The organism is Pseudomonas sp. AC239, from assembly GCF_979258545.1.
On the sequence record NZ_OZ409864.1, the window covers coordinates 5,070,401 to 5,096,071 of the forward strand.

Consider the following 25,671-nt stretch of genomic DNA (forward strand, 5'->3'; position numbering starts at 1 on the left):
GACATCGAACACTGTGGGAGCGGGCTTGCCCGCGATAGCGATTTCAGCAGCGCTAGAGAATCCTGTAGAGCAACCGCTCAATCCTCACCCGGCTCACCCGCTTGAGAAACTTCGCCACCCCTGCCGGGTAGTCCGGCAGTGTCTCCAGATTCTGAAAACTGTCGATCCGAGTGGTATGGCGGAAGATGTTTTCCAGCTCTTTCGCCCTTGGCTCCAGCCACTCGCCCTTCGGGTCTTCGATCAGCAGTGCGTTTTCCAGATCGAGGCGGAACGCCCGTGGGTTGAGATTGTTGCCGGTCAGCAAGGTGTAACGCTGATCGATCCACATGCCTTTAAGGTGATAGGTATTGTCGCCGTCGCGCCACAGGTGCAGGTTCAACTGGCCGCTGTCGATGCTGTGCTGATGACGTTTGGCAAAACGGCGCAGGCTGATCTCATACAGATAGGGCAGCGCGGCGATTACCTTGAACGGCTCGCTCGGCGGAATATAGAAATCGTTGGCGGTCTTGTCGCCGACCACGATGTCGATCTTCACGCCTCGGGCCAGAGCACGGTTGATCTCACGAATCACGCCGAGTGGCAGATTAAAGTACGGTGTACAGATGGTCAGCTGCTTTTGCGCGCTGGCGATCAGTTCGAGAATCGCCCGGTTCAGCGGGTTGTTCTTGCCGACGCCGAGCAGTGGCGTGACCGACAGCCCTTCTTTGCTGGTACTGCCGGCACCGGTGTCGTACGTCGCGTACTTGAGTCGACTGCGCAGGTCACCGATGTCGTTGCGCAGGCTGCGTGTGCTCGGCAGGTTCGGCAGGTCGAGGCGGTGCACGGCTTTTGATTCGATCAGGCCATGCTTGACCAGATGATGCATCGAATCCGCCAGCTCACGACTGAGCAGCACGTGGTAGCGGTCGAAGCGGTACTTGTCGAGTTTGTGCAGGTAGACATTGTTGAGGCTCGCGCCGCTGTAGACCACCTTGTCATCGATCACGAAGCCCTTGAGGTGCAGCACGCCGAACAGCTCGCGGGTCTGCACCGGTACGCCGTAGATCGGCACTTCGCTTTGATGCGTGCGGGTCATGTCCTGATACCAGGCGGCATTGCCCGGTTGCTTGCCGGCACCGATCAGACCGCGCTGGGCGCGCAACCAGTCGACCACCACGGCGATTTCCAGCTCGGGACGCTTGAGCTTGGCGGCGTGCAGGGCGTCGAGGATTTCCTGGCCGGCTTCGTCTTGCTGCAGATACAGCGCAACGATGTAGATGCGTTGGGTCGCTGCAGCGATTTGCTCGAGCAGGCAGCGTCGGAATTCAGCAGCACTGGACAGAATGCTCACCGCCTCGGCGGTCAGCGCGAAGCTGCGCAGTTTAGGCAGCAGAGAACGTTTGAAAAGCAACGGCATAAGGCTCGCAAGGTTCGATTCCGAAGAGTTCGAGAGCTTACACCATCGTCTGCGCCGGGTCTTGTCAGTGTCGGTAACGGCCCCCTTCGCGAGCAGGCTCGCTCCCACCTTCGCAATGCGGTCCCCTGTGGGAGCGAGCCTGCTCGCGAAAGCGATTTCACAGACGCAATACATATCCGCTTGACCAAGGAGAACAACCGTTCTACTGTTCACCACATGAACAAATCAATCAGCAACGAAACACGCGACATCATTCTGGATGTCACCGAAAAGTTGATCTACAAAAGTGGCATCGCTGCCACCAGCATGGATCTCTTGGTGAAGACCGCCGGCGTCTCCAGAAAAAGCATCTACCGTTACTTTGCCGATAAGGACGCGCTGGTGGTCGCCGCCCTGCAACGACGCGATATCCGCTGGATGCACTGGTACACAAACGCTGTCGAACAGGCCGAAACGCCGGCCGGTCGCCTGCTCAACCTGTTTACCGTGCTCAAGGGCTGGTTCGACTCGGAAGGCTTTCGCGGCTGCGCCTTTATCAACACCAGCGGCGAAACCGGTGATCCACTGGATCCGGTGCGGCTGGTGGCCAAGGAACACAAACAGAAGCTGCTCGACTACGTGTGCGAGCTGTGTACCGAGTATGGTGCCGAGGATCCGCAGCTATTGGCCAGACAGTTGCTGATCCTGATTGAAGGCGCCATTACCGTAGCGCTTGTGATGGGTGATCACAGTGCCGCCGATAATGCGCAATGCATGGCGCGAAAGTTATTGGGCCTGTAACTCTTAATAAGCCGGACTTGTTGTTCATACATCAAATGAATCAGGAGATTGAACATGTCGACTGCAGCCCAGGTACGTCCGCCATTGCCCCCGTTCGACCATGCTTCAGCCATCGAGAAGGTGCGTCTCGCCGAAGATGGCTGGAACAGCCGCGATCCGGAAAAGGTATCGCTCGCTTACACCCTCGACACCCAATGGCGCAATCGCGCCGAGTTCGCCAACAATCGCGAAGAAGCCAAGGCTTTCCTGACGCGCAAATGGGCGAAGGAACTGGATTATCGCTTGATCAAAGAACTCTGGGCCTACTCCGATACGCGTATCGCCGTGCGTTATGCCTATGAATGGCACGACGACTCGGGCAACTGGTTCCGTTCGTACGGCAACGAGAACTGGGAGTTCGATGACAACGGCCTGATGTTCCAGCGCTATGCCTGCATCAACGACATGCCGATCAAGGAAAGCGAGCGCAAATTCCACTGGCCGCTGGGCCGCCGGCCGGATGATCATCCGGGGCTGAGTGAACTCGGCCTCTAAGCCGAACACGGTCCCATGTAGGAGTGAGCCTGCTCGCGATAGCGTCATGTCTGTGACATCTTCACGTCTGACGAGCCGCCATCGCGAGCAGGCTCACTCCTACGATGGTTTTGTTGTGAACATTGATGTTGGGTAAGGCACCCCATGTGTGGGAGCGAGCCTGCTCGCGAAGAGGACCTGTGACTCGCCGCAACAGTTGGATACAGGTAACATGACCGCCCTCCCCGCAGCCCACGTTCTGCGCCCTGCCGAATAAGTCGACTCCATGCCTTTCGAACTCAGCGTTGACCTCACCACCCTGGCCATTCTGGCTGCCGTTGCCTTCCTTGCCGGTTTCATCGATGCCATTGCTGGCGGTGGCGGTCTGTTGACCACACCGGCGCTGCTGACGGCGGGCCTGCCGCCGCATCTGGTGCTGGGCACCAACAAATTGAGCTCGACCTTCGGTTCGGCGACTGCCAGCTTCACCTTCTACAAGCGCAAACTGTTTCATCCACGCCAGTGGACCCACGCGATTGTCGGCACGCTGGTCGGCGCGCTGACCGGTGCGGTGGTTGCGCATTACCTGCCGGCCGAATGGCTGAACAAGATGCTGCCGGTGATCGTCTTCGCCTGCGGCCTGTACTTGCTGTTTGGCGGCACGCCGAAAGCGCCGCTGGACAGCGATGCTCCGATCAAAAAGAAATGGCAATCGACCCAAGGCTTCAGCCTCGGTTTCTACGATGGCGTGGCTGGCCCCGGCACGGGAGCGTTCTGGACGGTGAGCAGTCTGCTGCTGTACCCGATCGATCTGGTCAAGGCCAGCGGCGTGGCGCGCAGCATGAACTTCGTCAGCAACATCGCGGCGTTGTCGGTGTTCATCTTCTCGGGTCAAGTCGACTGGATCATTGGCCTGTGCATGGGCCTGTCGGTGATGGTCGGGGCCTTCTTTGGCGCACGCACGGCAATCAGCGGCGGCGCCAAATTCATTCGTCCAGTGTTCATCACCGTGGTGCTTGGCTTGACTGTGCGCCTAGCCTGGCAGCACTGGTTCAGCGTGGCCTAAGCGCCGCGCCACGTAGACATCGATCAGGTATCGAGCAATCGAGCGCGACGCCGGCAACGGCGGCAGCTCATGCACGTTGAACCACTGGGCGTCCTCGATCTCGTCTTCCTGACAGACAATCTCGCCACCGGCGTATTCGGCATGGAAGCCGAGCATCATCGAATGCGGGAACGGCCAGCACTGGCTACCGATGTACTGGATGTTCTTCACCTCGATCTGCACTTCTTCGCGCACTTCGCGAATCAGGCAATCCTCAGCCGACTCCCCCGGCTCGGCGAAACCGGCCAGCGTGCTGTAAACCCCGGTGACGAAACGCGGTGAGCGCGCCAGAAGGATCTCGTCGCCACGGGTGATCAGCACGATCATGCTCGGTGAGATGCGCGGATAGCTGCGCAGATCGCACGGCTGGCAATACATCGCCCGCTCGCGCGGCACTTGTGTCATCGGCTGTCCACAATTGCCGCAGAAGCGATGCTCGCGCGCCCAAGTGCCGATCTGTGCGGCATAACCGAGCACTTTGTACAGGGTGTGATCCCCCTCGAGCATGAACGCCCGCAGGCCTTTCCAACCGCAACCAGGCACTTCGCTGGCACTGCGCAACTCGAGCAGATACACCGGTTCGCCATCAAGATGACCAATGCCATGCTCGGCGAGGACCGAAAGGTCCTGGCGCTTGAGCCATTCACGCGCAAACAGCGCGCCGTTGTCATCGAACAGAAAGCCTTCCGGGCTGCGCGCTACGGCCCAGCCGCCGGGTTGATCGGTGTCGAGTACTGCAGTGGTCCAGCGAGAGGTCATGGTTAACTCAATCCAGAAATTCGGGTTTCTGTTTGCTCATGTGGGCGGCCATGGCCACGCGCAGATCGTTGGATTGCAGCATGGCAGCGTTCCAGGTGGCAACGTATTCGAGACCATCGTCGATACGGTGGTCACGCATGTAGCTGATCATTTCCTTGGTGCCGGTCACGGCAATCGGCGACTTCGCAGCGATGTCACGGGCAATGTCGAATACGCCCTCAAGCAGTGTGTCCTTGTCGCTGTAGACCCGATTGACCAGGCCCATGCTGCGCGCTTCTTCGGCGCTAAAGGTGCGGCCGGTGTAAGCCAGTTCACGCAGCATGCCGTCTCCGATGATTCGCGGCAACCGTTGCAACGTGCCGACGTCGGCGGCCATGCCGATATCGATTTCCTTGATCGAGAACTGTGCGTCCTCGGCGGCATAACGCATGTCACAGGCGGCGATCAGATCGATTGCCCCGCCCAGGCAATAGCCCTGAATCGCGGCGAGTACCGGTTTGCGGCAGTTGTCGACGGCGTTGAATGAGGTTTGCAGATTGAGGATCTTGCGTCGCAACAGGCGCGCATTGCGGCCCACGTCCTTACCCAGTTCATTGGCGACACTGGCGAGCATCATCAGATCGATGCCGGAAGAGAAATGTTTGCCGTTACCGCTGAGGACTACCACGCGGACTTCGTCGGTATCGTCGATCCATTGGAAGATTTCGACGATCTCGCTCCAGAACGCCGCGTTCATTGCGTTGATCTTTTCCGGGCGATTGATCTGCACATGCGCGATGTTATCGGCCAGTTCGACGCTGAAGGCGGAGTATTGAGTCATGGCAGTGATCCTTTACCGGGCTGGGAATTAAGGCCCGAACTATAACAAGGCAACAGGACGGCGGTTCAGCCAAATGCGGGACTGCTCTGAGTCTGCGCAAGATGCGCGGGCCTCTTCGCGAGCAGGCTCGCTCCCACAGGGAGACTGCATTTCAATGTGGGAGCGAGCCTGCTCGCGAAGGCGTCGGATCACTCACCGCACGCAATCATTTCAGCCCCAGCCTGTACAGCGAGCCATTCTCTTCATCCGTCAGCACATACAGATAGCCATCCGGCCCTTGCCGCACGTCGCGGATGCGCTTGTTCAACTCACCCAGCAAACGCTCTTCATGCACGACTTTGTCGCCATCGAATTGCAGGCGAATCAGTTCCTGGGACACCAGCGCGCCGATAAATGCGTTGTGCTGCCACGGTTTGAAGCGATCGGCGTCGTAGAACGCCATGCCGGTAACGCCGGGCGATTTTTCCCAGACATGGTGCGGCGCCACGGTGCCTTCGGCAGTTTTGCCCTGCGCCTCCGGAATCGGCTGCATCGAGTAATTGATGCCATGGGTCGCCAACGGCCAGCCGTAGTTTTTGCCGCGCTCGATGATGTTCACTTCATCGCCGCCACGTGGCCCGTGTTCGTTCTCCCACAGCGTGCCGGTCCACGGATTGAGCGCCGCGCCCTGCGGATTGCGCAGGCCATACGACCAGATTTCAGGCCGGACGCCGGATTGGCCGACGAAAGGGTTATCGTCCGGCACCTTGCCATCCGGGAAGATGCGTACGACTTTGCCTTGCAACTTGTCGAGATCCTGCGCAGTCGGCCGATCGTTGTTTTCGCCGAGCGTGATGAACAGATATCCGTCGCGATCAAACACGAGCCGCGAACCGAAATGGTTGCTCACCGACAGCTTCGGTTCCTGACGGAAAATCACATTGAAGTCCTTCAGCGTCTTCAGGTCATCGGAAAGCCGTCCGCGCCCTACCGCCGTACCAGCCTTGCCCCCCTGACCACCACCTTCGGCATACGACAGATAGACCATGCGGTCCTGCTTGAAGTCTGGCGACAGCGCCACATCGAGCAAACCGCCCTGGCCTTTGGCCCAGACTTGCGGCACGCCACTGATCGGCTCCGACAGTTTGCCGTCCTTGCTCACGACGCGCAGGTGGCCCGGGCGCTCGGTCACCAGCATGCCCTTCTGATCAGGCAGAAATGCCAGCGCCCACGGATGTTCCAGGCCTTGGGCAACGGTGGTGACTTCAAGAATGCCCTGTTCGCTTTTCAGCTCCTTGGGCGCGGCGGCGAAGGCCGGGGCACTGATCAGCGCGGCGGCGCAGCAGGTGGCTAGTAGGATTTTACGCAACATGCACGATTCCTTTTGTTCGTGTGAAAGGCTGACAGAACATCAGTCCTGCCGTTCAACGGTTGCTGCCGGTGCCCCGTGGGGGCGGGTTGGGAATGAAGGTTGGCGGATTGCTCGGCACCGAGCGAACTGGCTGGCCGTTGCCGATACCGCGATTTTCAACGGTCGGCTGACGTGGCACGGGAACGGTGTTCGGCCCGCGAAGGGGCGGAGCGCTGGACTGGGTGCCCTGCATGCTGTTGGGATTGGCCCGGCGGATCGGGCTGTTGTAGGGATTGTTGCTGTTGCCGGTAGGGCTTTGCGCCAGCACGACATCGGCATGAACCAGGCCGCCACTGAGGGCGAGGACGGCGATGCCAATCATTAACCGGTTCATGGAAAATACCTCTCGATGTGCGTGGACTAGAGCCTTGGAGCCCACGCTACGCCGTGGGTTCGGATTTGTTAACCCTCGTGCCTTAAACAACATGTAACACGGCTTGACCGTAGCGCTGGAAGCCGCGCAATCACTGGAAACTTTCTCGCCGCGCCACAGGTCACCTGATCATCACTCGGAGGACAGGTCATGGCTCGGGCAATCTGGAAAGGCGCAATCAGTTTTGGACTGGTACACATCCCCGTGGCGCTGGTTTCAGCGACGTCGTCCCAAGGCGTGGACTTCGACTGGCTCGACAGCCGCAGCATGGACCCGGTGGGCTATAAACGCATCAACAAGGTCACCGGCAAGGAAGTCACCAAAGAGAACATCGTCAAAGGCGTTGCCTACGAAAAGGGCCGCTACGTGGTGCTCAGCGAAGAGGAAATCCGCTCGGCGCACCCCGTTTCCACGCAGACCATCGATATTTTCTCGTTTGTCGACGCCGAGCAGATTCCGCTGCAGAACATCGATACGCCCTACTACCTGGCGCCAGACAAGCGCGGCGGCAAGGTCTACGCGTTGCTGCGCGAAACCCTGAGCAAAACCAACAAGGTCGCCCTCGCCCGCGTTGTCCTGCATACACGTCAATACCTGGCTGCGTTGATGCCGCTGGAGTCGGCGCTGGTTTTGGTCAAACTGCGCTGGCCACAGGAAGTGCGCAGCCTCGATGAACTGGCGCTGGGCAGCGAAGTGACCAAGCCGCAATTGGCCAAGGGCGAGCTGGACATGGCTAAACGTCTGGTTGAAGACATGACCTCGGAGTGGTCGCCTGAGGACTACAAGGACGAGTTCGAAGACAAGATCATGGCGCTGGTCGAGAAGAAAGCCCACGAAGGCAAGATTGAGGACGTCGAGACCGCCACTGGCGAGGAAGAGCGCAAGACTGCCGACGTTATCGATTTGACCGAACTGCTCAAACGCAGCCTTGGCGGCAAGGCACCGGCCAAGCCCAAGGCGAAATCAACCAGGAAGGCGGCGCCGGCTAAGAAGACCAGGAAGGCGTCTGGGGAGTGAGCGTTGAATCAGACGAAATTGCCTTGAAGCTGAAGGCCCCTTCGCGAGCAAGCCCGCTCCCACAGGGTTCGGAGTCGAATGCAATATTTGCATCCACCCCACTCGAATGTGGGAGCGAGCTTGCTCGCGAAGAGGCCAGCGATGACACCGCAAATCTTCAGATCAGAATGAAGATTGCCAGGTGGAGTCAGGACCAAACGTGTCGAATGTGAGCCGGCATTCGCGAGCGAGTCGGACGCAATATTTGCATTAACTCCACTCAAATGTGGGAGCGGGCTTGCTCGCGAAGAGGCCAGCGATGACACCGCAAATCTTCAGATCAGAATGAAGATTGCCAGGTGGAGTCAGGACCAAACGTGTTGAATGTGAGCGAGCATTCGCGAGCAAGCCCGCTCCCACAGGGTTCGGAGTCGAATGCAATATTTGCATCCACCCCAATCAAATGTGGGAGCGGGCTTGCTCGCGAAGAGGCCAGCGATGACACCGCAAATCTCCAGATCAGAATGAAGATTGCCAGGTGGAGTCAGGAACAAACGTGTTGAATGTGAGCCCGCATTCGCGAGCAAGCCCGCTCCCACAGGGTTCGAAGTCGGATGCAATATTTGCATCCACCCCAATCAAATGTGGGAGCGGGCTTGCTCGCGAAGAGGCCAGCGATGACACCGCAAATCTCCAGATCAGAATAAAGATTGCCAAGTGGAGTCACGACCAAACATGTTGAATGGGAGCCGGCATTCGCGAGCAAGCCCGCTCCCACAGGGTTCGGAGTCGGACGCAATATTTGCATTAACTCCACTCAAATGTGGGAGCGGGCTTGCTCGCGAAGAGGCCAGCGATGACGCCGCAAATCTTCAGATCAGAATGAAGATCGCCAACAACCCGGCAAAAATCGCCCACTTCTCCAAGTAATACCGCGTACGGTTGCGCTTCTTCAGCTCTTTGCCGCGCAAGCGGATCTTGTAGATTTTGGTAAACAAGCGGTTGATGCCACCGGTCTTGTCCCCCGCATCATTCGGCGCGCCCGCCGCGGACATCACCGTGCGGCTGAACCAGCGGTTGAAGGCGGCGGCCCAGCGGTATTTCAGCGGTCGCTCGATGTCGCAGAACAGAATGATACGGTTCTGATCCGTGGTGTTTTCTGCGTAATGGATAAACGTCTCGTCGAACATCACCGCTTCGCCATCGCGCCAGTGATAGCTCTCGCCGTCGACGTTGATGTAGCAGCCAGGATCATTCGGCGTATCCAGACCCAAGTGATAACGATATGAGCCGGCGTAAGGATCGCGATGGCGCACCAGTTTCGAGCCCGGTGGCAGCTCGGCAAACATCGCCGCCTTGATCGAGCCGATGCTCTGCACCAGTTCGGTGGTGCGTGGGCACAGCTTCATTGCCGACGGGTGACTGTCGCCGTACCACTTCAGATAAAAACGCTTCCAGCCGGTCTTGAAGAAGGAGTTGAAGCCAACATCGTCATACTGATTCGAACGCTTGATCTCGCCGGCACGCAGCAGATTCTGGCCTTCCTCGCGAATCTCTTCCCAATGGGCCTGCAACGGGCTCAGATCAGGGAAATCCGCCGGGTCCAGATACGGCTTGTTCGGCATCCTGGAAAACAGATAGAGGAAGCAGTTGATCGGCGCGAGGAACGTCGAATGGTCACTCAATTGCCGCCCCAGCTTGTGGCGTACGCGTCCACGCAGGTGAACGTAAGCAATGGAGATGACATAAACAGCGGCAATGATGAGTTTCACGGAAAAGGGTCACACGTCAAAAGTGAACAAACTGCGCGCGTGGCGGCCTGGGGCCCAGCGTCTTATGCAGCGGTCTTGATGCACAGGGCGCGTCCTTGGCCCGCGCCGTTTCCGGGCGCTCGGTGAATGGCTGGCATTTTAGCCACACTTTGTAACCGATAGTGAATCCTCAACTGTGAAAAACTGTCTTGCAGCTCTCTCAGGTAATGCCCGCGCCGCTCCGCAAGCAGGCGAAACGCCCATTGCTCATTTCGATGGAACCACACTTGGCACGCGCTCCTCTATCGCTTACCAATAACGGAGGAACCCCCATGATCGCCCCAGAAACCGGTATGAAACCAGGTCAGCGCTATCGCATTGAGAGCCTCGAACGCGCGCCGCAATTCTCTGGCTTTTTTCTTGATGGCAAGTATTACCTGGGACCTGAATTGCAGACCGCTGTCGGCTGGCTTGAAGGGCAGACTTTCTTCTACGACCAGCTCGACCCGACCGGTGAGCCGGTTTATCCGGACAGGATTGCCGGCACTATCGAGGGGCTGACGCTGGTGATGGCGGATGGCTTGCGCCTGGAGATCGAAGAAGCGCCCTATCAGGCGGACCCTGCGGCGCCGGTACGCGCTTCGATCGCAGGGCGCATCGAGCGCATCTCGCGCCAGCCGATACGCCCTTCTCCACTGCTGGTAGCCGGGGCAGCGATGTTGGTGGGGGTTTGCCTGCTGACGATCTCGCGCATCAGAAATCGTTAAAGGCCACGGCGCGAGCAGTGGCCCAATCATAGGTCACTGCTCGCGGGTTACCGTCAGCGCGACCACGGCGATGCGCTCGGCGCGCTCATATTCAGGCTTGAGCAGTTCCTCACTGAACACATCCGGATCGAGCTCGCGATAAGTCCAGCCGAAACGCTCGCCCTTGAGCAGCGGCGCCACCGCCTCGCGGAACGGATCCTGCCCGGCGACGATCGCCACGCCGGTATACACCAGCAACGTGCCGCCGACCTCCAGGCGCGGCAGCGCCTCACGCACGATCCGCACCGACAAACCCTCACCCAGCGCCCCGCCGCCATGGCGATAAGCGCGCTGTTGCGAGTCATTCATGTACGGTGGATTGGCGATGATCAAGTCGAACTGGCCTTCGACGCTGGCGAGCAGATCGCTGTGATAGACCGACACATTGCTGGCCCCGGCCAGCTCGGCATTGACCGCACTCATGCGCAACGCCTGCGGGTTGATATCCACCGCCCACACCTCGGCATCAGGCCGAGCCTTGGCGATCAGCACCGCACCGGCGCCGCTGCCGCAACCGATATCAACAGCGCGCCTGACCGGCGAAAAGCGCTGCTGCAATTGCGCTTCGATCGCTTGAGCAAAGCGGTAAGTGTCGGGGCCGAAGAACACCGCGTCGCTCGCCGTCGTCGGAAACGCCGAGTGAGCGAACAAGCGGTCATTCAGCGTCGACCAGCGCACATGGCTGCGCCACACCGCGCCATCGCGTTCGACGATGCCGGCCTGCTCCAGGCTGGCCAGTTCGTCTGCGCTGAACAGCTCGGCAGGAAACGGCATCGACCAGCCGAAGACGTCCCGCAGATCCTTGGCCAACGGCGTAGCAAAGCGCTGCAGAAATCGTTCATGAGTCAACGGCGTTGGGGTAATGAAGTGATAACCGCTGTCGAGCAGGCGCTTGCCCAGCTCGAACAGCGCTCTGTCCGATGTTTCTTGTGCCGACATGAAGCCTCCTTGTTTCAACGCAAGCGGGCGCGCAGTTGGATGAAGCGACGCGTCGCGAATAGTCCGGCCGGGCGCCAGTGCCGCTGCGGTTGCAGCCAAGGCATCAATAACGCCATTTGCTCGGCGGCAGGCTTGTCAGCCAGTGCCGCTTCCAGATTGAGCAGATCGGCATCATCGTCAAAGGTTTCCTCGACAGCGGCTTCGCGGCGCACGTAAGGCCGAGGCCGGGATGCCGGGCAATCCTGAGTGATCCAGTCACGCAACAGCTGTTTTTCATAGCCGTTGAACACACCAAACATCGCCGCATCGCTGCCGTCGATCAAACGCCAGAAACGGCTTTCTTCCACCGCCTCACCGCGCTTGATCCAGCTCTTGCGCTCCAGCGCCGAGAGGAATTCACCCATTTGCCCCGGCGTGGCCAACCATTGGTTGATGGTGCGGTTTTCGATGCGGCAGTAATCGGAATGCATGTGCCGACCGAACACCGCTTTGCGCTCAAGCATGGCGATCACTTCGCGGTCCAGATCGAACTCGTTGATCACTGCGGTGGTGCCCTTGCCGACATCATTCAGGCGATAACCGATCGCCATGCGCCGGTAGAACTCGTCGCGCTCTTCGCCCAGCGGCATCAGTTCGCGCATCGATTGCACAGCCTTGCGCGCGTGGCCGGTGCTGGCGTTGTCGATGGTCACATGTAAGCGAAAATAGTGCGGATCGATGCCCAGCTCTGCCAGCTCATACGCAGTGATCAACAAGTGCAGCGGCAATTGCTCGTAGCCCAGATTGAAGCCGATGACTTCCGGCAGAAACTGCCCGCCGAAGCGTCCCAGTGCCAACTGCACCGCGCCTTGCAGAAAATACTCGTCAGCAAGACCGCTCAGATCGGAGCAATCGTGCTCGGCGAGCAGTTTGCGATAGATCACCACATGGTTCTGCCGAGGCACGCCCTCGCCCAACTCTTCAAGGTAGGTGTCGAGCAAGTCATCGAAACGAGGATCCTGCCACTGCGGCAGCAGCCCGGCCAGCCAGGCGCCATCGACCTCTTTGGTCGGTGCCACATGCAGAATGAAGTACAACGCGTGGGATTTGTTGCGGAAATAGCGGCGTGGCCCGCCCTGCTGGCGTTGTTCAAGGTATTCAGCGTATTCGGCAGCCACGCTGGCGCAACGGCTTTCGGACCATTGCAACAACTCTTCGGCGGTAGCCGGCAAATCGTCAGGCAGCGCAGCCGCCTTGCTCAATTGCCGGCGCAAAAAGTCCAGTGCCGCGCGATCAACCGTGGAGTCTTCCGCCAGCAATCGGTCATAGAGCCGGCGCTCGGTATCCGCCGGCATGGATGTTTTACCCGAAGACTTCCTGGTCGGGATTTCGATCAGCGACATGACTCATTCCCCTGCGTTATTGGCATTGCCTATAAACGAAAGAGTGATTGGCGCTGAAAAAAATTCCTTTTTTGTGCGTGGCGATACGCTCAGTGGCGTGTGAGGGTTTTAGCCCAAAGCGGTATCGAGAAACATCATCACGCCGAAGCCGAGCATCAGCCCGAGCGTGGCCGGGGTTTCGTGACCGTTGCGGTGAGTTTCCGGAATCACTTCATGGGAAACCACGAAAATCATCGCGCCCGCAGCCAGACCCATCGCCACCGGAAAGCCCAACGCGAAGCTGTTGGTGACGCCCAAACCGATAATCGCGCCCAACGGTTCCATCAGTCCTGAAGCGGCGGCAATCAACGCCGCGCGACCGGCGGTAATGCCAGTGACCCGCAGCGCCAACGCCACGGCCAGACCTTCGGGGATATCCTGAATGGCAATGGCGGTGGTCAGCGGCAGGCCGATTTTCATGTCGCCGGTGGCGAAGCTGACGCCGATCGCCATGCCTTCCGGGAGGTTGTGCAGCGTGATCGCCAGGACAAACAGCCAGACCCGATTGAAGCGTTTCGCCTCAGGCCCGCGCCGCCCGCTCTTTTCATGTTCATGCGGGACGAAGCGGTCGAGGCCGACCATCAACGCCACGCCCAGAGCCATGCCGGCCACGACGACAGCCGCGGCGAGCATGGGACTGCTCACCGCCTCCTTCGCCGCCGCGATGCCCGGCAGGATCAATGAAAAGGAACTGGCCGCCAGCATCATCCCCGCCGCAAACCCGAGCATGGTGTCCTGGGTTCGCGAAGTAATCGCCCGCAACGCCAAGGCCAATAACGCACCGACTGCCGTAGCGGCAAAACCCGACAGCCCGCCAAGGCTGGCGAGGCGCAAGGTGTCGCGGCCCGTACTGACCAAACCGGTGTAGCCACTGATCAGCAGCAACACGGTCACACCGACCAGGGTCAGCCAGAAAATGCGACCTCCCCAGCCAGTACGCGCCAGGCTGACAAACCATGCGCGCACGGGGGCTGCGAACGAAGATGACGGTAGCGCCATGAAAACTCCTCAGTTTCAGGTGGCCGGTGCGAACGGCGTGGTTTCATCCATCTGCGCCAGCGGAACATCGCTGCCACCCGGGGTCAGAATCACCTTGCGGCATTCTTCCTGTTTTTTATTGAAGATCTTATAGCCCTCGGCGGCCTGTTCCAGCGACAGCCTGTGGGTGATGATCGCCTCGGGCTGCAGCTTGCCGGTTTCGATGTAGCCAAGCAGCTCGGGCAGAAAACGCTGCACATGAGTCTGGCCCATTTTGAAGGTCAGGCCCTTGTCAAAAGCGTCGCCGAACATGAAGCCATGGATAAACCCGGCATACACCCCCGGAACGCTGACCACACCACCGCGCCGGACGGCCGCGATGCACTGGCGCAAGGCCTTGCCGCTGCTGCCTTCGAGCTTGAGTGTAGCCATGACCGTTTCGGTGGTGCTGCCCTTGGCTTCAAGGCCGACGGCGTCGACCACCGCATCAACGCCGCGGTGGCCTGGGGTCTGGCTGGTGATCGTGTCGGCCGGGTCATCGTCCTCATCGAAGTTGATCGGAATCACCCCGTAGGTGCGCTGGGCGTAATCGAGGCGGTACTGATGGTGATCGACCATGAAGATCTGCTCGGCGCCGAGCATTCTGGCGCAGGCTGCGGTCAACAAACCGACCGGGCCGGCGCCGTAGATGGCCAGACTCGAACCTTGCACCACGCCGGCGTTGATCACGGCTTGCCAAGCCGTCGGCAGGATGTCAGAGAGAAACAGTACTTTCTCGTCCGACAGCGTGCCCGGCACCTTGAACGGGCCGGTATTGGCTTTTGGCACCCGCACCAATTCCGCCTGGCCGCCGGGAATTCCGCCATACAAGCGGCTGTAGCCGAACAGCGCCGCCGGTGGCGGAATCATTTTCTTGTTCAGCGCCGCGCCGGGACCTTCGTTGGTGGTCTCGCAAGCGGCATAAAGCTCTTGCTGGCAGAAGAAGCAATCGCCGCAGGCGATCACGAAAGGAATCACTACGCGGTCGCCGCGCTGCACAGCGGTGACGCCTGGACCGGTTTCTTCGACGATGCCCATGAACTCGTGGCCAAAGATATCGCCGTGTTCGACGGTGGGTATCTTGCCTCGGTACAGGTGCAGGTCCGACCCGCAGATGGCGGTGGCGGTGACGCGCAGGATGATGTCGTCGGCGGCTTCAAGTTTCGGGTCCGGTACGGTTTCGACGCGCACATCATGAGCGCCGTGATAGGTCATTGCTCGCATGGCTTGGTCCTCACTCGATTGAACGAAATGGCTACTGCTCCACTTTCCGAAGTGAAAATGGCCGAGTGAGTTCATTCGGGTTTTCGAGATTTTGATCAGCGGATATCGATCGCTTCTCGGACGCGCCGATGCGTACGCCCGTTTGCCTGCCATATAACTGCCGTCTGAGTTATGCGACAATGCGCGCCAATGTCCAACAAGAACCCCGCACTCTTCGCTCAGCAGCTTGCCTTCAACGGCCCCAGTTGCGGACGGCTTATGCGCGTTGGCTCAACTCAAGCACAGACTGGGGGGAGCTGGAAAAGCTCCAGATTGGTACTCAAGTTTGTACCAGGCATCACAGACCAGCTCTAACCCATTGATAGGTAAGGTAATTGATCTCCACAGCTAACATCACGATGCAGTTTGGCGCCAAGCCGCTGTTCGAAAACGTTTCGGTCAAATTCGGCGCAGGCAACCGCTACGGCCTGATCGGTGCCAACGGTTGCGGCAAGTCGACCTTCATGAAAATCCTCGGCGGCGATCTCGACCCGTCCGGCGGTCAGGTCATGCTCGAGCCGAACGTGCGTCTGGGTAAGCTGCGCCAGGATCAGTTCGCCTACGAAGAATTCACCGTGATCGACACCGTGATCATGGGCCACGAAGAGCTGTGGAAGGTCAAGGCCGAGCGCGATCGCATCTACTCGCTGGCTGAAATGTCCGAAGAGGACGGCATGGCCGTCGCCGAGCTGGAAACCGAATTCGCCGAGATGGACGGCTACACCGCCGAATCCCGCGCCGGCGAACTGTTGCTGGGTCTGGGCATTCCGCTGGAACAGCATTTCGGACCGATGAGCGAAGTCTCGCCAGGCTGGAAACTGCGCGTATTGCTGGCGCAGGCACTGTTCTCCGATCCGGAAGTGCTGTTGCTCGACGAACCGACCAACCACCTGGACATCAACACCATTCGCTGGCTGGAAAACATTCTGACCCAGCGCAACAGCCTGATGATCATCATCTCCCACGACCGTCACTTCCTGAACAGCGTGTGCACGCACATGGCTGACCTGGATTACGGCGAGCTGCGTCTGTTCCCGGGCAACTACGACGAATACATGACCGTGGCGACCCAGTCCCGCGAGCAGCTGCTGTCGGACAACGCCAAGAAGAAAGCGCAGATTTCCGAACTGCAATCGTTCGTCAGCCGCTTCTCGGCCAACGCCTCGAAAGCCAAGCAGGCCACCTCCCGCGCGAAGGCGATCGACAAGATCCAGCTGGCCGAGGTCAAGCCTTCCAGCCGTGTCAGCCCGTTCATTCGTTTCGAACAGAACAAGAAGCTGCACCGTCAGGCGGTCATGGTCGAGAAAATGGCCAAGGGTTTCGATGGCAAGCCCCTGTTCAAGGACTTCAGCTTCCAGGTTGAAGCCGGCGAGCGCGTTGCGATCATCGGCCCGAACGGTATCGGCAAGACCACCCTGCTGCGCACCCTGGTCAACGAACTGACCCCGGACGCCGGTAGTGTGAAATGGACCGACGCCGCTGAACTGGGCTACTACGCTCAGGACCACGCTCACGACTTCGAAGACGACGTTACCCTGTTCGACTGGATGGGTCAGTGGACCCAGGGCGAGCAGATGATTCGCGGTACTTTGGGCCGCATGCTGTTCTCCAACGACGAGATCCTCAAGTCGGTCAAGGTCATCTCCGGTGGTGAGCAAGGCCGCATGCTGTTCGGCAAGCTGATCCTGCAAAAGCCGAACGTGCTGATCATGGACGAACCGACCAACCACTTGGACATGGAATCGATCGAGGCGCTGAACCTGGCGCTGGAAAACTACCCGGGCACGCTGATTTTCGTCAGCCACGACCGTGAGTTCGTATCGTCCCTGGCCACGCGCATCATCGAGCTGAGCCCGAACGGCGTGACCGACTTCAGCGGCACTTATGACGACTACCTGCGTAGCCAAGGCGTTGTTTTCTAAGAGCAGCTTTTAGTTTCAAGCTGCAAGCTGCAAGTTAAGAGCCCTGTCCTTTGTGACGGGGCTTTTTGCATTCGGCGTTTGGGAATTGTGGATGCGCAGAAATTCGCGAGCAGGCTCGCTCCCACATTGGTTGCGTGGTGGGTCAGCAATCAACCGCTCCACCCAAACCCTGTGGGAGCGAGCTTGCTCGCGAAGGGGCCCTCAGCTTCACCACCCAGATCCGACGGATTAATAGTTAGCCTGCTTTCATTTATCCCGGCCCCGCGCCATGATGTTCGCAACTCTCCCACCGCCACCCGCGAACGAGTGCTCATGTCTGCGCAGCCACTGCCACCGCAAAGCTCCCTGGCGATCACCCTGCAGATCGTCTCCATCGTTTTCTACACCTTCATTGCCTTTCTCTGCATCGGTTTGCCGATTGCGGTATTGCCCGGTTACGTCCATGAGCAACTGGGTTTCAGCGCGATCATCGCCGGGCTGGTGATCGGTTCGCAGTACCTGGCCACACTGCTCAGCCGGCCCATGGCCGGGCGCATGTCGGACACCCTCGGCACCAAGCGGGCAATCATTTATGGCTTGTGGGGAATTGTCCTCAGCGGCGCGCTGACCCTGCTGTCGACCTTGCTGCAGAGCTTTCCGCTGACCAGCCTGCTGATCCTGATTGCCGGGCGTCTGTTGCTCGGTATTGCTCAAGGCCTGATCGGCGTCGGCACCATAAGCTGGTGCATGGGCCAGGTCGGTGTCGAGCACACGGCGAAATCCATCGGCTGGAACGGCATCGCCTCCTACGGCGCGATTGCCATCGGCGCGCCGCTGGGTGTGGTGATGGTGGCTGAATACGGTTTCGTCAGCCTTGGCATTGCGCTGTCGGCGTTGGCGGCCGGTGCGTTGTGGCTGATCCGCAACAAGCCATCGGTGCCAGTGATTCGCGGTGAGCGCCTGTCGTTCTGGGCGGTGTTCGGCAAGATTGCGCCGTACGGCACCAGCCTGACCCTGGCCTCGATCGGCTACGGCACGCTGACCACCTTCATCACCCTGTATTACCTCAACCGAGGCTGGACCGGCGCGGCTTACTGCCTGACCGTGTTTGGCGTTTGTTTCATTCTGTCGCGGCTGTTGTTTATCTCGGCCATCGCCCGGTTTGGCGGCTTTGCCTCGGCCATCGCCTGCATGACAGTGGAAACCATTGGGCTGGTGATGCTGTGGCTGGCGCCTTCCACCGCGTATGCCCTGATTGGCGCGGGGCTGGCGGGGTTCGGGCTGTCGCTGGTGTACCCGGCGCTGGGGGTTGAAGCAATCAAGCAAGTGCCGAGTTCGAGTCGCGGCTCAGGGCTGGGAGCTTATGCCGTGTTCTTCGACCTGGCCTTGGCAATTGCCGGGCCGCTGATGGGCGCGGTGGCGTTGAACCTGGGTTATTCATGGATTTTCTTCAGCGCAGCACTGCTGTCGGTGACCGGACTGGGCCTGACTTTGCTGCTCAAGCGCCGGGCAATGGCCTGACTCTGGCCAGCGCCAACTGAGCACATCGACCCAATCCTTTTGGCTCGGCACAGTCGATCATCAGCGCCATCCCAATTGCCGCCGGCCCTGACCATGATCAACTGCGCCCCCTCGCGCTTCACCCTGCTTGCACTGTTCTGCAGCCTCAGCGCTAGCGCCTGCGCCGATGGTTTTTTCGCCGATGCGAAAAGCGATGTACTGCTGCGCAACTTTTACCTGAGCAACGATTACCGCTCGCCAACACCCTCCGGTAAAAACTACAAACAGGAGTGGGCTCAGGGAGTTATAGGTAACTTCTCATCAGGTTTCACCGATGGAGCCGTCGGTTTCGGCATCGACGCCCACGCCTTCGCCGGCCTGAAACTCGACGGCGGCAAGGGTCACTCCGGCACCGGTCTGCTGCCGGTCGACAGCGATGGTCGCAGCGAACATGACTACTCCAGCGCTGGCGGTGCATTCAAGCTGAAAGTCTCGCGCACTACCCTGGCCTTCGGCGAAATGACCGTGGAAACCCCGGTCTTCGACACGTCCGACAAACGCCTGCAACCGGAATACGCCACAGGCTTTCTGCTCAACAGCGCCGAGTTCAATAACGTCAATCTGGTCGCCGGCCATTTCACTGCGTTCAAGAATCAGGACAGCTCTTCCGGCCAAGGCGACTTCTACGGTTACGGCGCCAACACCGAAGCGGGCGGCATCAGCTTCGTCGGCGCCGACCTGTTCAGCAGCAGCCCGGTCGGCGGCGCGTTGTATGCCTCGGAACTGAGCGACACCTGGCATCAGTACTACGGCAACCTGCATTTCAAACAATCAGGTGTGTTGCTCGACGCCAACCTCTACCACACCCGCGATACCGGCCGCGCGTTGGCTGGCGAGATCGACAACACCGCGTTCAGCCTCTCCGGCAAGTACAGCTTCGGCCCCCACGCGGTGATGCTCGGCTGGCAACGGATCAATGGCGACACGCCGTTCGATTTCGTTGGTGGCGACTCGATCTACCTCGCCAACTCGATCAAATACGCCGACTTCAACGGCGCCAACGAACGCTCCTGGCAAGCGCGCTACGATTTCGACTTCGCCGCTCTCGGCGTCCCCGGCCTGAACTTCATGACCCGCTACGTCAGCGGCAGCCACATCGACAGCAGCCACGCGCCCCGAGGCGGCGCCTACAACCCGTTCGATGCCGACAGTGACGACTATCAGCCGCAACAGGGTGATGGCGGCAAACACTGGGAACGCGACATCGACCTGAAATACATCGTCCAGTCCGGCGCCGCGAAGGACCTGTCGGTGCAGCTGTCGCACGTCAGCCACCGCGCCAATGAAGCCCAGGCCGGCGATGACATTGACCGGATTTACGTCGTCATCCAGTACCCGCTGGGATTCTAACCCACCGCCCATCCCGATTTGAAATACAGGGGATGCCATCTCACGCCCGACACTAACGGTGGGCTCAGCCAACGATGACCGTCCATCGGAAACCGCCCCAGACCTGTCAGGTTTGACAGTACCCAAACGCCCGCAACCGGTGTCTGATCTTCCTTGCCCGGCCAGCCCTGACTGGCCATCCAACCAGGAAGGTGTTCCATGCAAGATGACAGCGTACTGCTCCATTACCCCGGAAGTATCAAAGACGCAATCCGCGTCGCCCGTGGAGGACCGCAGCGGCCGGAGGACGGACCGCGGGAACTGGTTTTTCCGAGCAATTTCAAAAAGTTGACCAACGCAAAGGGCGCTGAGGTAACTGCCGTCATCTATCGCGTCGATCCACCCCTGGCGCAGGAAAGCAACGACTACGTTCGAATCACCTGCACAATCGATGGTGTAGAAATTGATTCCATCGAAATCAATAAGGCCAACCGCAACTCCCCATTCGAGTTTTACATCTCGCAGAACCAACTGGAGATAAAGCCCGAGTACGACATCAGCTATTTACTGCACCGCAAAAATGGCGAGTCGGAGGCGCCCAAAAAGGTGCTCAGGGTGATCAAGAGTGTCTAGTCCATCGTAGACCTTGCTCGCGAAAGCGCCGGGCCAGTCACATGGATGTCGAATGACAAGCCGCTTCGCGAGCAAGCCCGCTCCCACAGGGTTGCGTTGATTATCGGAGATCTCAGCTAACGGTACGGATTTTGTTTCACACCCGCGTACGAATCCGGTCGATATTCAGGGGCATTGCCTCCAGCGCGAACGGTTTGCCCATCATTTCAAGGCTCGGGTGAACCTTGGTGTCGTCTCGTGCACTTTTGTGTCCGCTCATATGGTGACTGTGTGTGGGGCATATTCGGATGCGCCGGGTCCACTCGACGTCCTGCACAGCAGCGCCGCCAGCCGCTTCCTCGCGGTCACGCAAATGATGGAAAGCCTCGCCAGCCTGGACATCTCCTCGGCCAAGGGCGCCGATGTACAACAACTCGCCCACGCCGCCGCGATGTTGCTGCGCGATGGCTGTGACGTGATGGATGTGCTCGGGCGGCAGATTCGTTTACGGGTCTGAAGCACACAAGGTCAAAAGATCGCAGCCTTCGGCAGCTCCTACCCAGATTTGCAGGTGCTGCCAAAGGCCGCGATCTTTTGATTCAAGCTGCCAAGGGGAAACACAAACCCTGTAGGAGTGAGCCTGCTCGCGAAAGCGGTGGGTCGGTCACTGAGATGTCGACTGACCGATTGCCGTCGCGAGCACGCTCGCTCCCACCGGGATATTCCATTCACACACCCCTACCATTCGTCGAAAAACCACTGTCCACTGTCAGATCTGACAGTAGGCAATTTCTCTCACTGGGTATCTGATATCTCCCATGCGGCCACCACTCCCCGGCCCGCCCATCAGGAAGGTGTCCCATGGCAGAAACCAATAATACGCTGGAGTACTTTCCGCCTCGGATCGTCGCGGCCACTGAAAACGTAATCAGCGAGAGAGCCGACAAACCAGTCAATGTACCGGTGCAAGGCATACCTCTCAGCCTTTTCAAACCTGTGACCAACAGACAAGGCGTGCTCGCTGGCGCGGTGACCCTGCGTATCGATCCGATACCTGCCGATGCCGATTATCCCAACGACATAGACGAAGTTTCCTGGTGGCTCAATGGCAAGCGAATGGAAGGCGTGGCCATCAAGCCCGCTAACCGCGACGATGTGTTGTTCTTCAACGTATTCCTGGACGACCTGCTGGACACCGTCACCAACGATATTCTCTACAAAACCCGTCGACCCAGCGGCAACGAATCCTCTTCCACCCCACTATGGGCGCTTTGCAGCAAAACACTGCCCGGCGGCAACGACGTGCCGGGCACTGGTGTGCACCCGGGGCTGCAAATCGCCTGCCGGCCAAACTCGGTAATCCGGCACTGATCGGCAAAGACGAGGTCACCGCCGGCGTCCTCGCCACTTACACCTACTCGCACATGAAGGCCTACGACACGATCACCCTGGACATCAACAGCGAGCAATTCACCGTCAAGTTAGACCCCGACGATGTGGGCGAATCATTCTCCGCGCTGATCGACCGGACCATGTTCGAATGGGTCGGCAGCCTCGACAACTGCCCGTTCAAATACAGGGTTCGCGATCAACTCGGTAACTTCACCGATGGCCATCGTTGGTCGGGGGTTATTTACGCGAATATTGATCTTGTGCGCAATTTCTTCCCGATACCTCTGTTGCGCGAAGACACCAGCGACAACTCCGATGACCCCAAGGTTGTCGATCTCGAAGATATAGACAAGTCGCTGTTAGTGGTGGTCCGTGCAAATGATCTGTTGTATCAGATCGGCGACCTGGTCACAGCGTTTTACCGGCTCGACGACTCAGCGGAAAAGGCTACCGCCCCCGCTGCATTCCCGGCTGATGACTTCGGCGATCTGGCCACGTGCGTTGTTCACATAGCCAAAGACCAGCTCGTTCCAGAAAAAACCCTGCAGGTGCGCTTTCAGGTTGAACGGCCTAAGGGCACGGTTATCGGCACATCCGGAATCGCCACGGCTGAAATCATTGGCGAATCCGCCCCGGATCTGCAGGCACCAAAAATCAAACAGGCACAGGGCAACAGCATGTTCCCGTTTGCGGCGAAGGATGGTTTGACCGCTTTGGTCAGTGATCCATCTATTCAGCTCAAGGATGTGATTGTAGTCACGTGGACCGGTGCTGCGGGCGTTCCTGCCGGTGGCTCCTATACGTCGCCGCCTTACGTTGTAGAAGTGCTCGGTACGCAGGAGATTGCGATTGATAAAAGCGTGGTCGCGTACAATTTGGGGCAGGAAGTAAGTGTTCGCTACAGCAAGACCACCGGGTCCGTAACACGTGGATCACTGCCGCTGGCGTTAAGCGTGCAAAACATACCGGATGGGCATAGCGAATTGCCCACGCCAACGATTGACCGGGTATCGGGAGATGAGCTGGATCCTGCGGATCTGCTGCCGTCGGATCACACGCGCACGACGGCTTGGCCGTTGATTGCCTTGGGACAGAGAGTTTGGTTGACGTATACCGAAATCAAAACTGATGGCAGTACCGGGTTTGTTGAAGAGGCTTATAAGGGAAGGGAGGTGACGACGGAGGATTTGGGAGGCATTAAGCACCCGATACCTTTGGCTGGGCTGCAAGAGATGAAAGAAGGCTCGACGTTGGAAGTTGAGGTTAAGGTTTCGTTCAGCGGTGAACTTGATGAGGTTAATACAACTGCATTTCCCAAATTGGTTTGCAGAGTCCACACAGAATACGAAGACTTAACCACCTTTACCGACTTCAATACGAATGGCTGGCAGATATATAATTCCTGGGGATCAATAATTAAAGAATCAGATGAATACTATGCCCGCTCAATATACATAGGAGGGTTTCATAAGTTATTCCTGAGAAAATCATATCCAAACCTTAAAGGTCAAGCCTTCGAATTAAGTCTCGACTATCGATGCGCTGGAGGAAAAAGTACATTTTGGTTGACGTTCTATAACGAAAAAACAAGCAGCAGCGTTGTAAATTTACGATTCCCTGTCGTTGCTACCTGGGTAAATATTACTATGCGATTTTTCCTGGAGATTCCGATGTCGGACCTGCCACATGAAATTGAAATCGCCTCCGAGAGCACCTACCTGGTGGAAATGGACAATATTCGGTTGAAAAAAATATCATGCAAGGCCACTCAATAATCTGACGAGGGCTGCGCAGTGAATCATTGCAGGGAATTGCTAGGTGAATCGTGGAAATGCCGCAGTTATGCGGGAAGGCTGCGTGAACTGCGGTTCATTCCGGCCTGCTCGAGAGGGAGTCATCATGGCCGATACAATTTTTGATTTAAACCAAGGCATTTAAACGACAGCTGCAGACACGGCCTCAAGGCTACAACTACTTGCGCCATTGCCTACAGCCAAGCCAGAATCCGCCGGCTTGTGCGCTTTGGGGGCCGGCGGAGATTCCCTGTGGGAGCGAGCCTGCTCGCGAAGGCTGAGTATCAGTCCACCTCCCCGTCACTGACCCAATGCTTTCGCGAGCAAGCTCGCTCCCACCATCTGATCCAGGTCGGACACAAATCCTGCAACAGCTGAAGACCCCTGTGGGAGCGGGCTTGCTCGCGAAGGCTGAGTATCAGTCGACTTCCACGTCACTGACAATGCTTTCGCGAGCAAGCTCGCTCCCACATTTGATCCAGGTCGAACACATATCCTGCAACAGCTGAAGACCCCTGTGGGAGCGAGCTTGCTCGCGAAGGCGGAGTATCAGTCGACCTCCCCGTCACTGACCCAATGCTTTCGCGAGCAAGCTCGCTCCCACATTAGATCCATGTCGAACACAAATCCTGCAACAGCTGAAGATCCCTGTGGGAGCGAGCTTGCTCGCAAAGGCGGAGTATCAGTCGACCTCCCCGTCACTGACTCAATGCTTTCGCGAGCAAACTCGCTCCCACATTAGATCCATGTCGAACACAAATCCTGCAACAGCTGAAGATCCCTGTGGGAGCGAGCTTGCTCGCGAAGGCGGAGTATCAGTCGACCTCCCCGTCACTGACCCAATGCTTTCGCGAGCAAGCTCGCTCCCACCATCTGATCCAGGTCGGACACAAATCCTGCAACAGCTGAAGATCCCTGTGGGAGCGAGCCTGCTCGCGAAGGCTGAGTATCAGTCGACCTCCCCGTCACTGACCCAATGCTTTCGCGAGCAAGCTCGCTCCCACCATCTGATCCAGGTCGGACACAAATCCTGCAACAGCTGAAGATCCCTGTGGGAGCGAGCCTGCTCGCAAAGGCGGAGTATCAGTCGACCTCCCCGTCACTGACTCAATGCTTTCGCGAGCAAACTCGCTCCCACATTAGATCCATGTCGAACACAAATCCTGCAACAGCTGAAGATCCCTGTGGGAGCGAGCTTGCTCGCGAAGGCGGAGTATCAGTCGACCTCCCCGTCACTGACCCAATGCTCTCGCGAGCACGCTCGCTCCCACATTTGATCTATGTCGGACACAAATCCTGCAACAGCTGAAGACCCCTGTGGGAGCGAGCTTGCTCGCGAAGGCGGAGTATCAGTCGACCTCCCCGTCACTGACCCAATGCTTTCGCGAGCAAACTCGCTCCCACATTAGATCCATGTCGAACACAAATCCTGCAACAGCTGAAGATCCCTGTGGGAGCGAGCTTGCTCGCGAAGGCTGAGTGTCAGTCGACCTCCCCGTCACTGACACAATGCTTTCGCGAGCAAGCTCGCTCCCACATTTGATCCAGGTCGGACACAAATCCTGCAACAGCTGAAGATCCCTGTGGCAGCGAGCTTGCTCGCAAAGGCGGAGTATCAGTCGACCTCCCCGTCACTGACACAATGCTCTCGCGAGCAGGCTCGCTCCCACATTTGATCCATGTCGGACACAAATCCTGCAACAGCTGAAGACCTCTGTGGGAGCGGGCTTGCTCGCGAAGGCTGAGTGTCAGTCG

General features: G+C 58.6%; 23 protein-coding genes. 12 read left to right on the forward strand and 11 right to left on the reverse strand.

Annotated features, from left to right (window positions below; translation table 11 throughout):
- Positions 1-52: 52 nt before the first annotated feature.
- Entirely contained in the window at positions 53-1,396 is a 1,344-nt protein-coding gene (gene pssA / locus ACZ0AZ_RS23055; RefSeq protein WP_129999351.1) for a CDP-diacylglycerol--serine O-phosphatidyltransferase, read from the reverse strand.
- 216 nt (positions 1,397-1,612) lie between these two features.
- Between pssA and ACZ0AZ_RS23060 the strand changes: the two genes are divergently transcribed.
- The 3 genes from ACZ0AZ_RS23060 (at position 1,613) to ACZ0AZ_RS23070 (ending at position 3,755) form a co-directional block, all read left to right on the forward strand.
- Complete coding sequence (locus tag ACZ0AZ_RS23060; protein ID WP_129999352.1) at positions 1,613-2,176, forward strand: TetR/AcrR family transcriptional regulator; 564 nt, start codon at positions 1,613-1,615, stop codon at positions 2,174-2,176.
- A gap of 54 nt (positions 2,177-2,230) precedes the next feature.
- Positions 2,231-2,710 carry a nuclear transport factor 2 family protein gene (locus ACZ0AZ_RS23065; protein WP_463538225.1) on the forward strand — a complete coding sequence of 160 codons (480 nt, stop codon included), beginning with the start codon at positions 2,231-2,233 and terminating at the stop codon, positions 2,708-2,710.
- 265 nt (positions 2,711-2,975) lie between these two features.
- On the forward strand, positions 2,976-3,755 hold the full coding sequence (locus tag ACZ0AZ_RS23070; protein WP_016774706.1) for a TSUP family transporter: 780 nt from the start codon (positions 2,976-2,978) through the stop codon (positions 3,753-3,755).
- On the opposite strand, the gene nudC is transcribed toward ACZ0AZ_RS23070, so the two are convergent.
- From nudC to ACZ0AZ_RS23090, 4 genes are all read right to left on the reverse strand, one after another.
- Positions 3,723-4,553 (reverse strand): NAD(+) diphosphatase, encoded by an 831-nt coding sequence (gene nudC / locus ACZ0AZ_RS23075; protein WP_463538226.1) that lies wholly within the window; start codon positions 4,551-4,553, stop codon positions 3,723-3,725. The genes ACZ0AZ_RS23070 and nudC overlap by 33 nt on opposite strands.
- 7 nt (positions 4,554-4,560) lie before the next feature.
- A complete protein-coding gene (locus ACZ0AZ_RS23080) occupies positions 4,561-5,373 on the reverse strand; it encodes a crotonase/enoyl-CoA hydratase family protein (RefSeq protein WP_463538227.1) in 813 nt (270 codons plus the stop codon).
- 205 nt (positions 5,374-5,578) lie between these two features.
- Positions 5,579-6,724: a PQQ-dependent sugar dehydrogenase gene (locus ACZ0AZ_RS23085; protein WP_463538228.1), complete on the reverse strand. Its 1,146-nt coding sequence runs from the start codon at positions 6,722-6,724 to the stop codon at positions 5,579-5,581.
- 52 nt (positions 6,725-6,776) lie between these two features.
- Entirely contained in the window at positions 6,777-7,097 is a 321-nt protein-coding gene (locus tag ACZ0AZ_RS23090; protein WP_463538229.1) for a hypothetical protein, read from the reverse strand.
- Positions 7,098-7,286: 189 nt separating this feature from the next.
- On the opposite strand from ACZ0AZ_RS23090, the gene ku reads away from it, so the two are divergent.
- On the forward strand, positions 7,287-8,153 hold the full coding sequence (gene ku, locus ACZ0AZ_RS23095) for a non-homologous end joining protein Ku (protein ID WP_463538230.1): 867 nt from the start codon (positions 7,287-7,289) through the stop codon (positions 8,151-8,153).
- A gap of 851 nt (positions 8,154-9,004) precedes the next feature.
- Here the strand turns inward: ku and lpxO are convergent.
- Complete coding sequence (gene lpxO, locus ACZ0AZ_RS23100) at positions 9,005-9,904, reverse strand: lipid A hydroxylase LpxO (protein WP_463538231.1); 900 nt, start codon at positions 9,902-9,904, stop codon at positions 9,005-9,007.
- 311 nt (positions 9,905-10,215) lie between these two features.
- Here lpxO and ACZ0AZ_RS23105 point away from each other — a divergent pair, with 311 nt between their 5' ends.
- On the forward strand, positions 10,216-10,650 hold the full coding sequence (locus ACZ0AZ_RS23105; protein WP_039764004.1) for a hypothetical protein: 435 nt from the start codon (positions 10,216-10,218) through the stop codon (positions 10,648-10,650).
- 33 nt (positions 10,651-10,683) lie between these two features.
- Here ACZ0AZ_RS23105 and ACZ0AZ_RS23110 read toward each other — a convergent pair whose 3' ends face one another.
- From ACZ0AZ_RS23110 to ACZ0AZ_RS23125, 4 genes are all read right to left on the reverse strand, one after another.
- A complete protein-coding gene (locus ACZ0AZ_RS23110) occupies positions 10,684-11,628 on the reverse strand; it encodes a methyltransferase (RefSeq protein WP_415762415.1) in 945 nt (314 codons plus the stop codon).
- A gap of 14 nt (positions 11,629-11,642) precedes the next feature.
- Positions 11,643-13,010, reverse strand: coding sequence for an iron-containing redox enzyme family protein (locus ACZ0AZ_RS23115; RefSeq protein ID WP_463538232.1), 1,368 nt, complete (start codon positions 13,008-13,010; stop codon positions 11,643-11,645).
- Positions 13,011-13,118: 108 nt separating this feature from the next.
- Positions 13,119-14,048 carry a ZIP family metal transporter gene (locus ACZ0AZ_RS23120; RefSeq protein WP_463538233.1) on the reverse strand — a complete coding sequence of 310 codons (930 nt, stop codon included), beginning with the start codon at positions 14,046-14,048 and terminating at the stop codon, positions 13,119-13,121.
- Between the two features lie 15 nt (positions 14,049-14,063).
- Positions 14,064-15,290, reverse strand: coding sequence for a zinc-dependent alcohol dehydrogenase (locus ACZ0AZ_RS23125; protein WP_415762412.1), 1,227 nt, complete (start codon positions 15,288-15,290; stop codon positions 14,064-14,066).
- A 374-nt stretch (positions 15,291-15,664) separates the two neighbouring features.
- On the opposite strand from ACZ0AZ_RS23125, the gene ACZ0AZ_RS23130 reads away from it, so the two are divergent.
- The 4 genes from ACZ0AZ_RS23130 to ACZ0AZ_RS23145 all read left to right on the forward strand — a co-directional run bounded on the left by ACZ0AZ_RS23130 (position 15,665) and on the right by ACZ0AZ_RS23145 (position 20,752).
- Positions 15,665-17,251, forward strand: a complete 1,587-nt coding sequence (locus tag ACZ0AZ_RS23130) for an ABC-F family ATPase (RefSeq protein WP_016774693.1) — start codon at positions 15,665-15,667, stop codon at positions 17,249-17,251.
- Between the two features lie 312 nt (positions 17,252-17,563).
- Positions 17,564-18,751, forward strand: coding sequence for an MFS transporter (locus ACZ0AZ_RS23135; RefSeq protein WP_129999361.1), 1,188 nt, complete (start codon positions 17,564-17,566; stop codon positions 18,749-18,751).
- Between the two features lie 93 nt (positions 18,752-18,844).
- The gene (locus tag ACZ0AZ_RS23140) at positions 18,845-20,140 is read left to right on the forward strand and encodes an OprD family porin (protein ID WP_463538234.1); all 1,296 of its coding nucleotides are present in this window, start codon (positions 18,845-18,847) and stop codon (positions 20,138-20,140) included.
- Between the two features lie 198 nt (positions 20,141-20,338).
- Positions 20,339-20,752: a hypothetical protein gene (locus ACZ0AZ_RS23145; RefSeq protein WP_039763990.1), complete on the forward strand. Its 414-nt coding sequence runs from the start codon at positions 20,339-20,341 to the stop codon at positions 20,750-20,752.
- Positions 20,753-20,888: 136 nt separating this feature from the next.
- On the opposite strand, the gene ACZ0AZ_RS23150 is transcribed toward ACZ0AZ_RS23145, so the two are convergent.
- Positions 20,889-21,011: a hypothetical protein gene (locus tag ACZ0AZ_RS23150; protein ID WP_268747874.1), complete on the reverse strand. Its 123-nt coding sequence runs from the start codon at positions 21,009-21,011 to the stop codon at positions 20,889-20,891.
- On the opposite strand from ACZ0AZ_RS23150, the gene ACZ0AZ_RS23155 reads away from it, so the two are divergent.
- The 3 genes from ACZ0AZ_RS23155 to ACZ0AZ_RS23165 all read left to right on the forward strand — a co-directional run bounded on the left by ACZ0AZ_RS23155 (position 21,012) and on the right by ACZ0AZ_RS23165 (position 23,898).
- Complete coding sequence (locus ACZ0AZ_RS23155) at positions 21,012-21,248, forward strand: short-chain dehydrogenase (protein ID WP_310408738.1); 237 nt, start codon at positions 21,012-21,014, stop codon at positions 21,246-21,248.
- Positions 21,249-21,592: 344 nt separating this feature from the next.
- Entirely contained in the window at positions 21,593-22,102 is a 510-nt protein-coding gene (locus ACZ0AZ_RS23160; protein ID WP_463538235.1) for a hypothetical protein, read from the forward strand.
- Positions 21,994-23,898: a hypothetical protein gene (locus tag ACZ0AZ_RS23165; protein WP_463570655.1), complete on the forward strand. Its 1,905-nt coding sequence runs from the start codon at positions 21,994-21,996 to the stop codon at positions 23,896-23,898. The genes ACZ0AZ_RS23160 and ACZ0AZ_RS23165 overlap by 109 nt, the downstream gene beginning before the upstream one ends.
- Positions 23,899-25,671 lie beyond the last annotated feature (1,773 nt).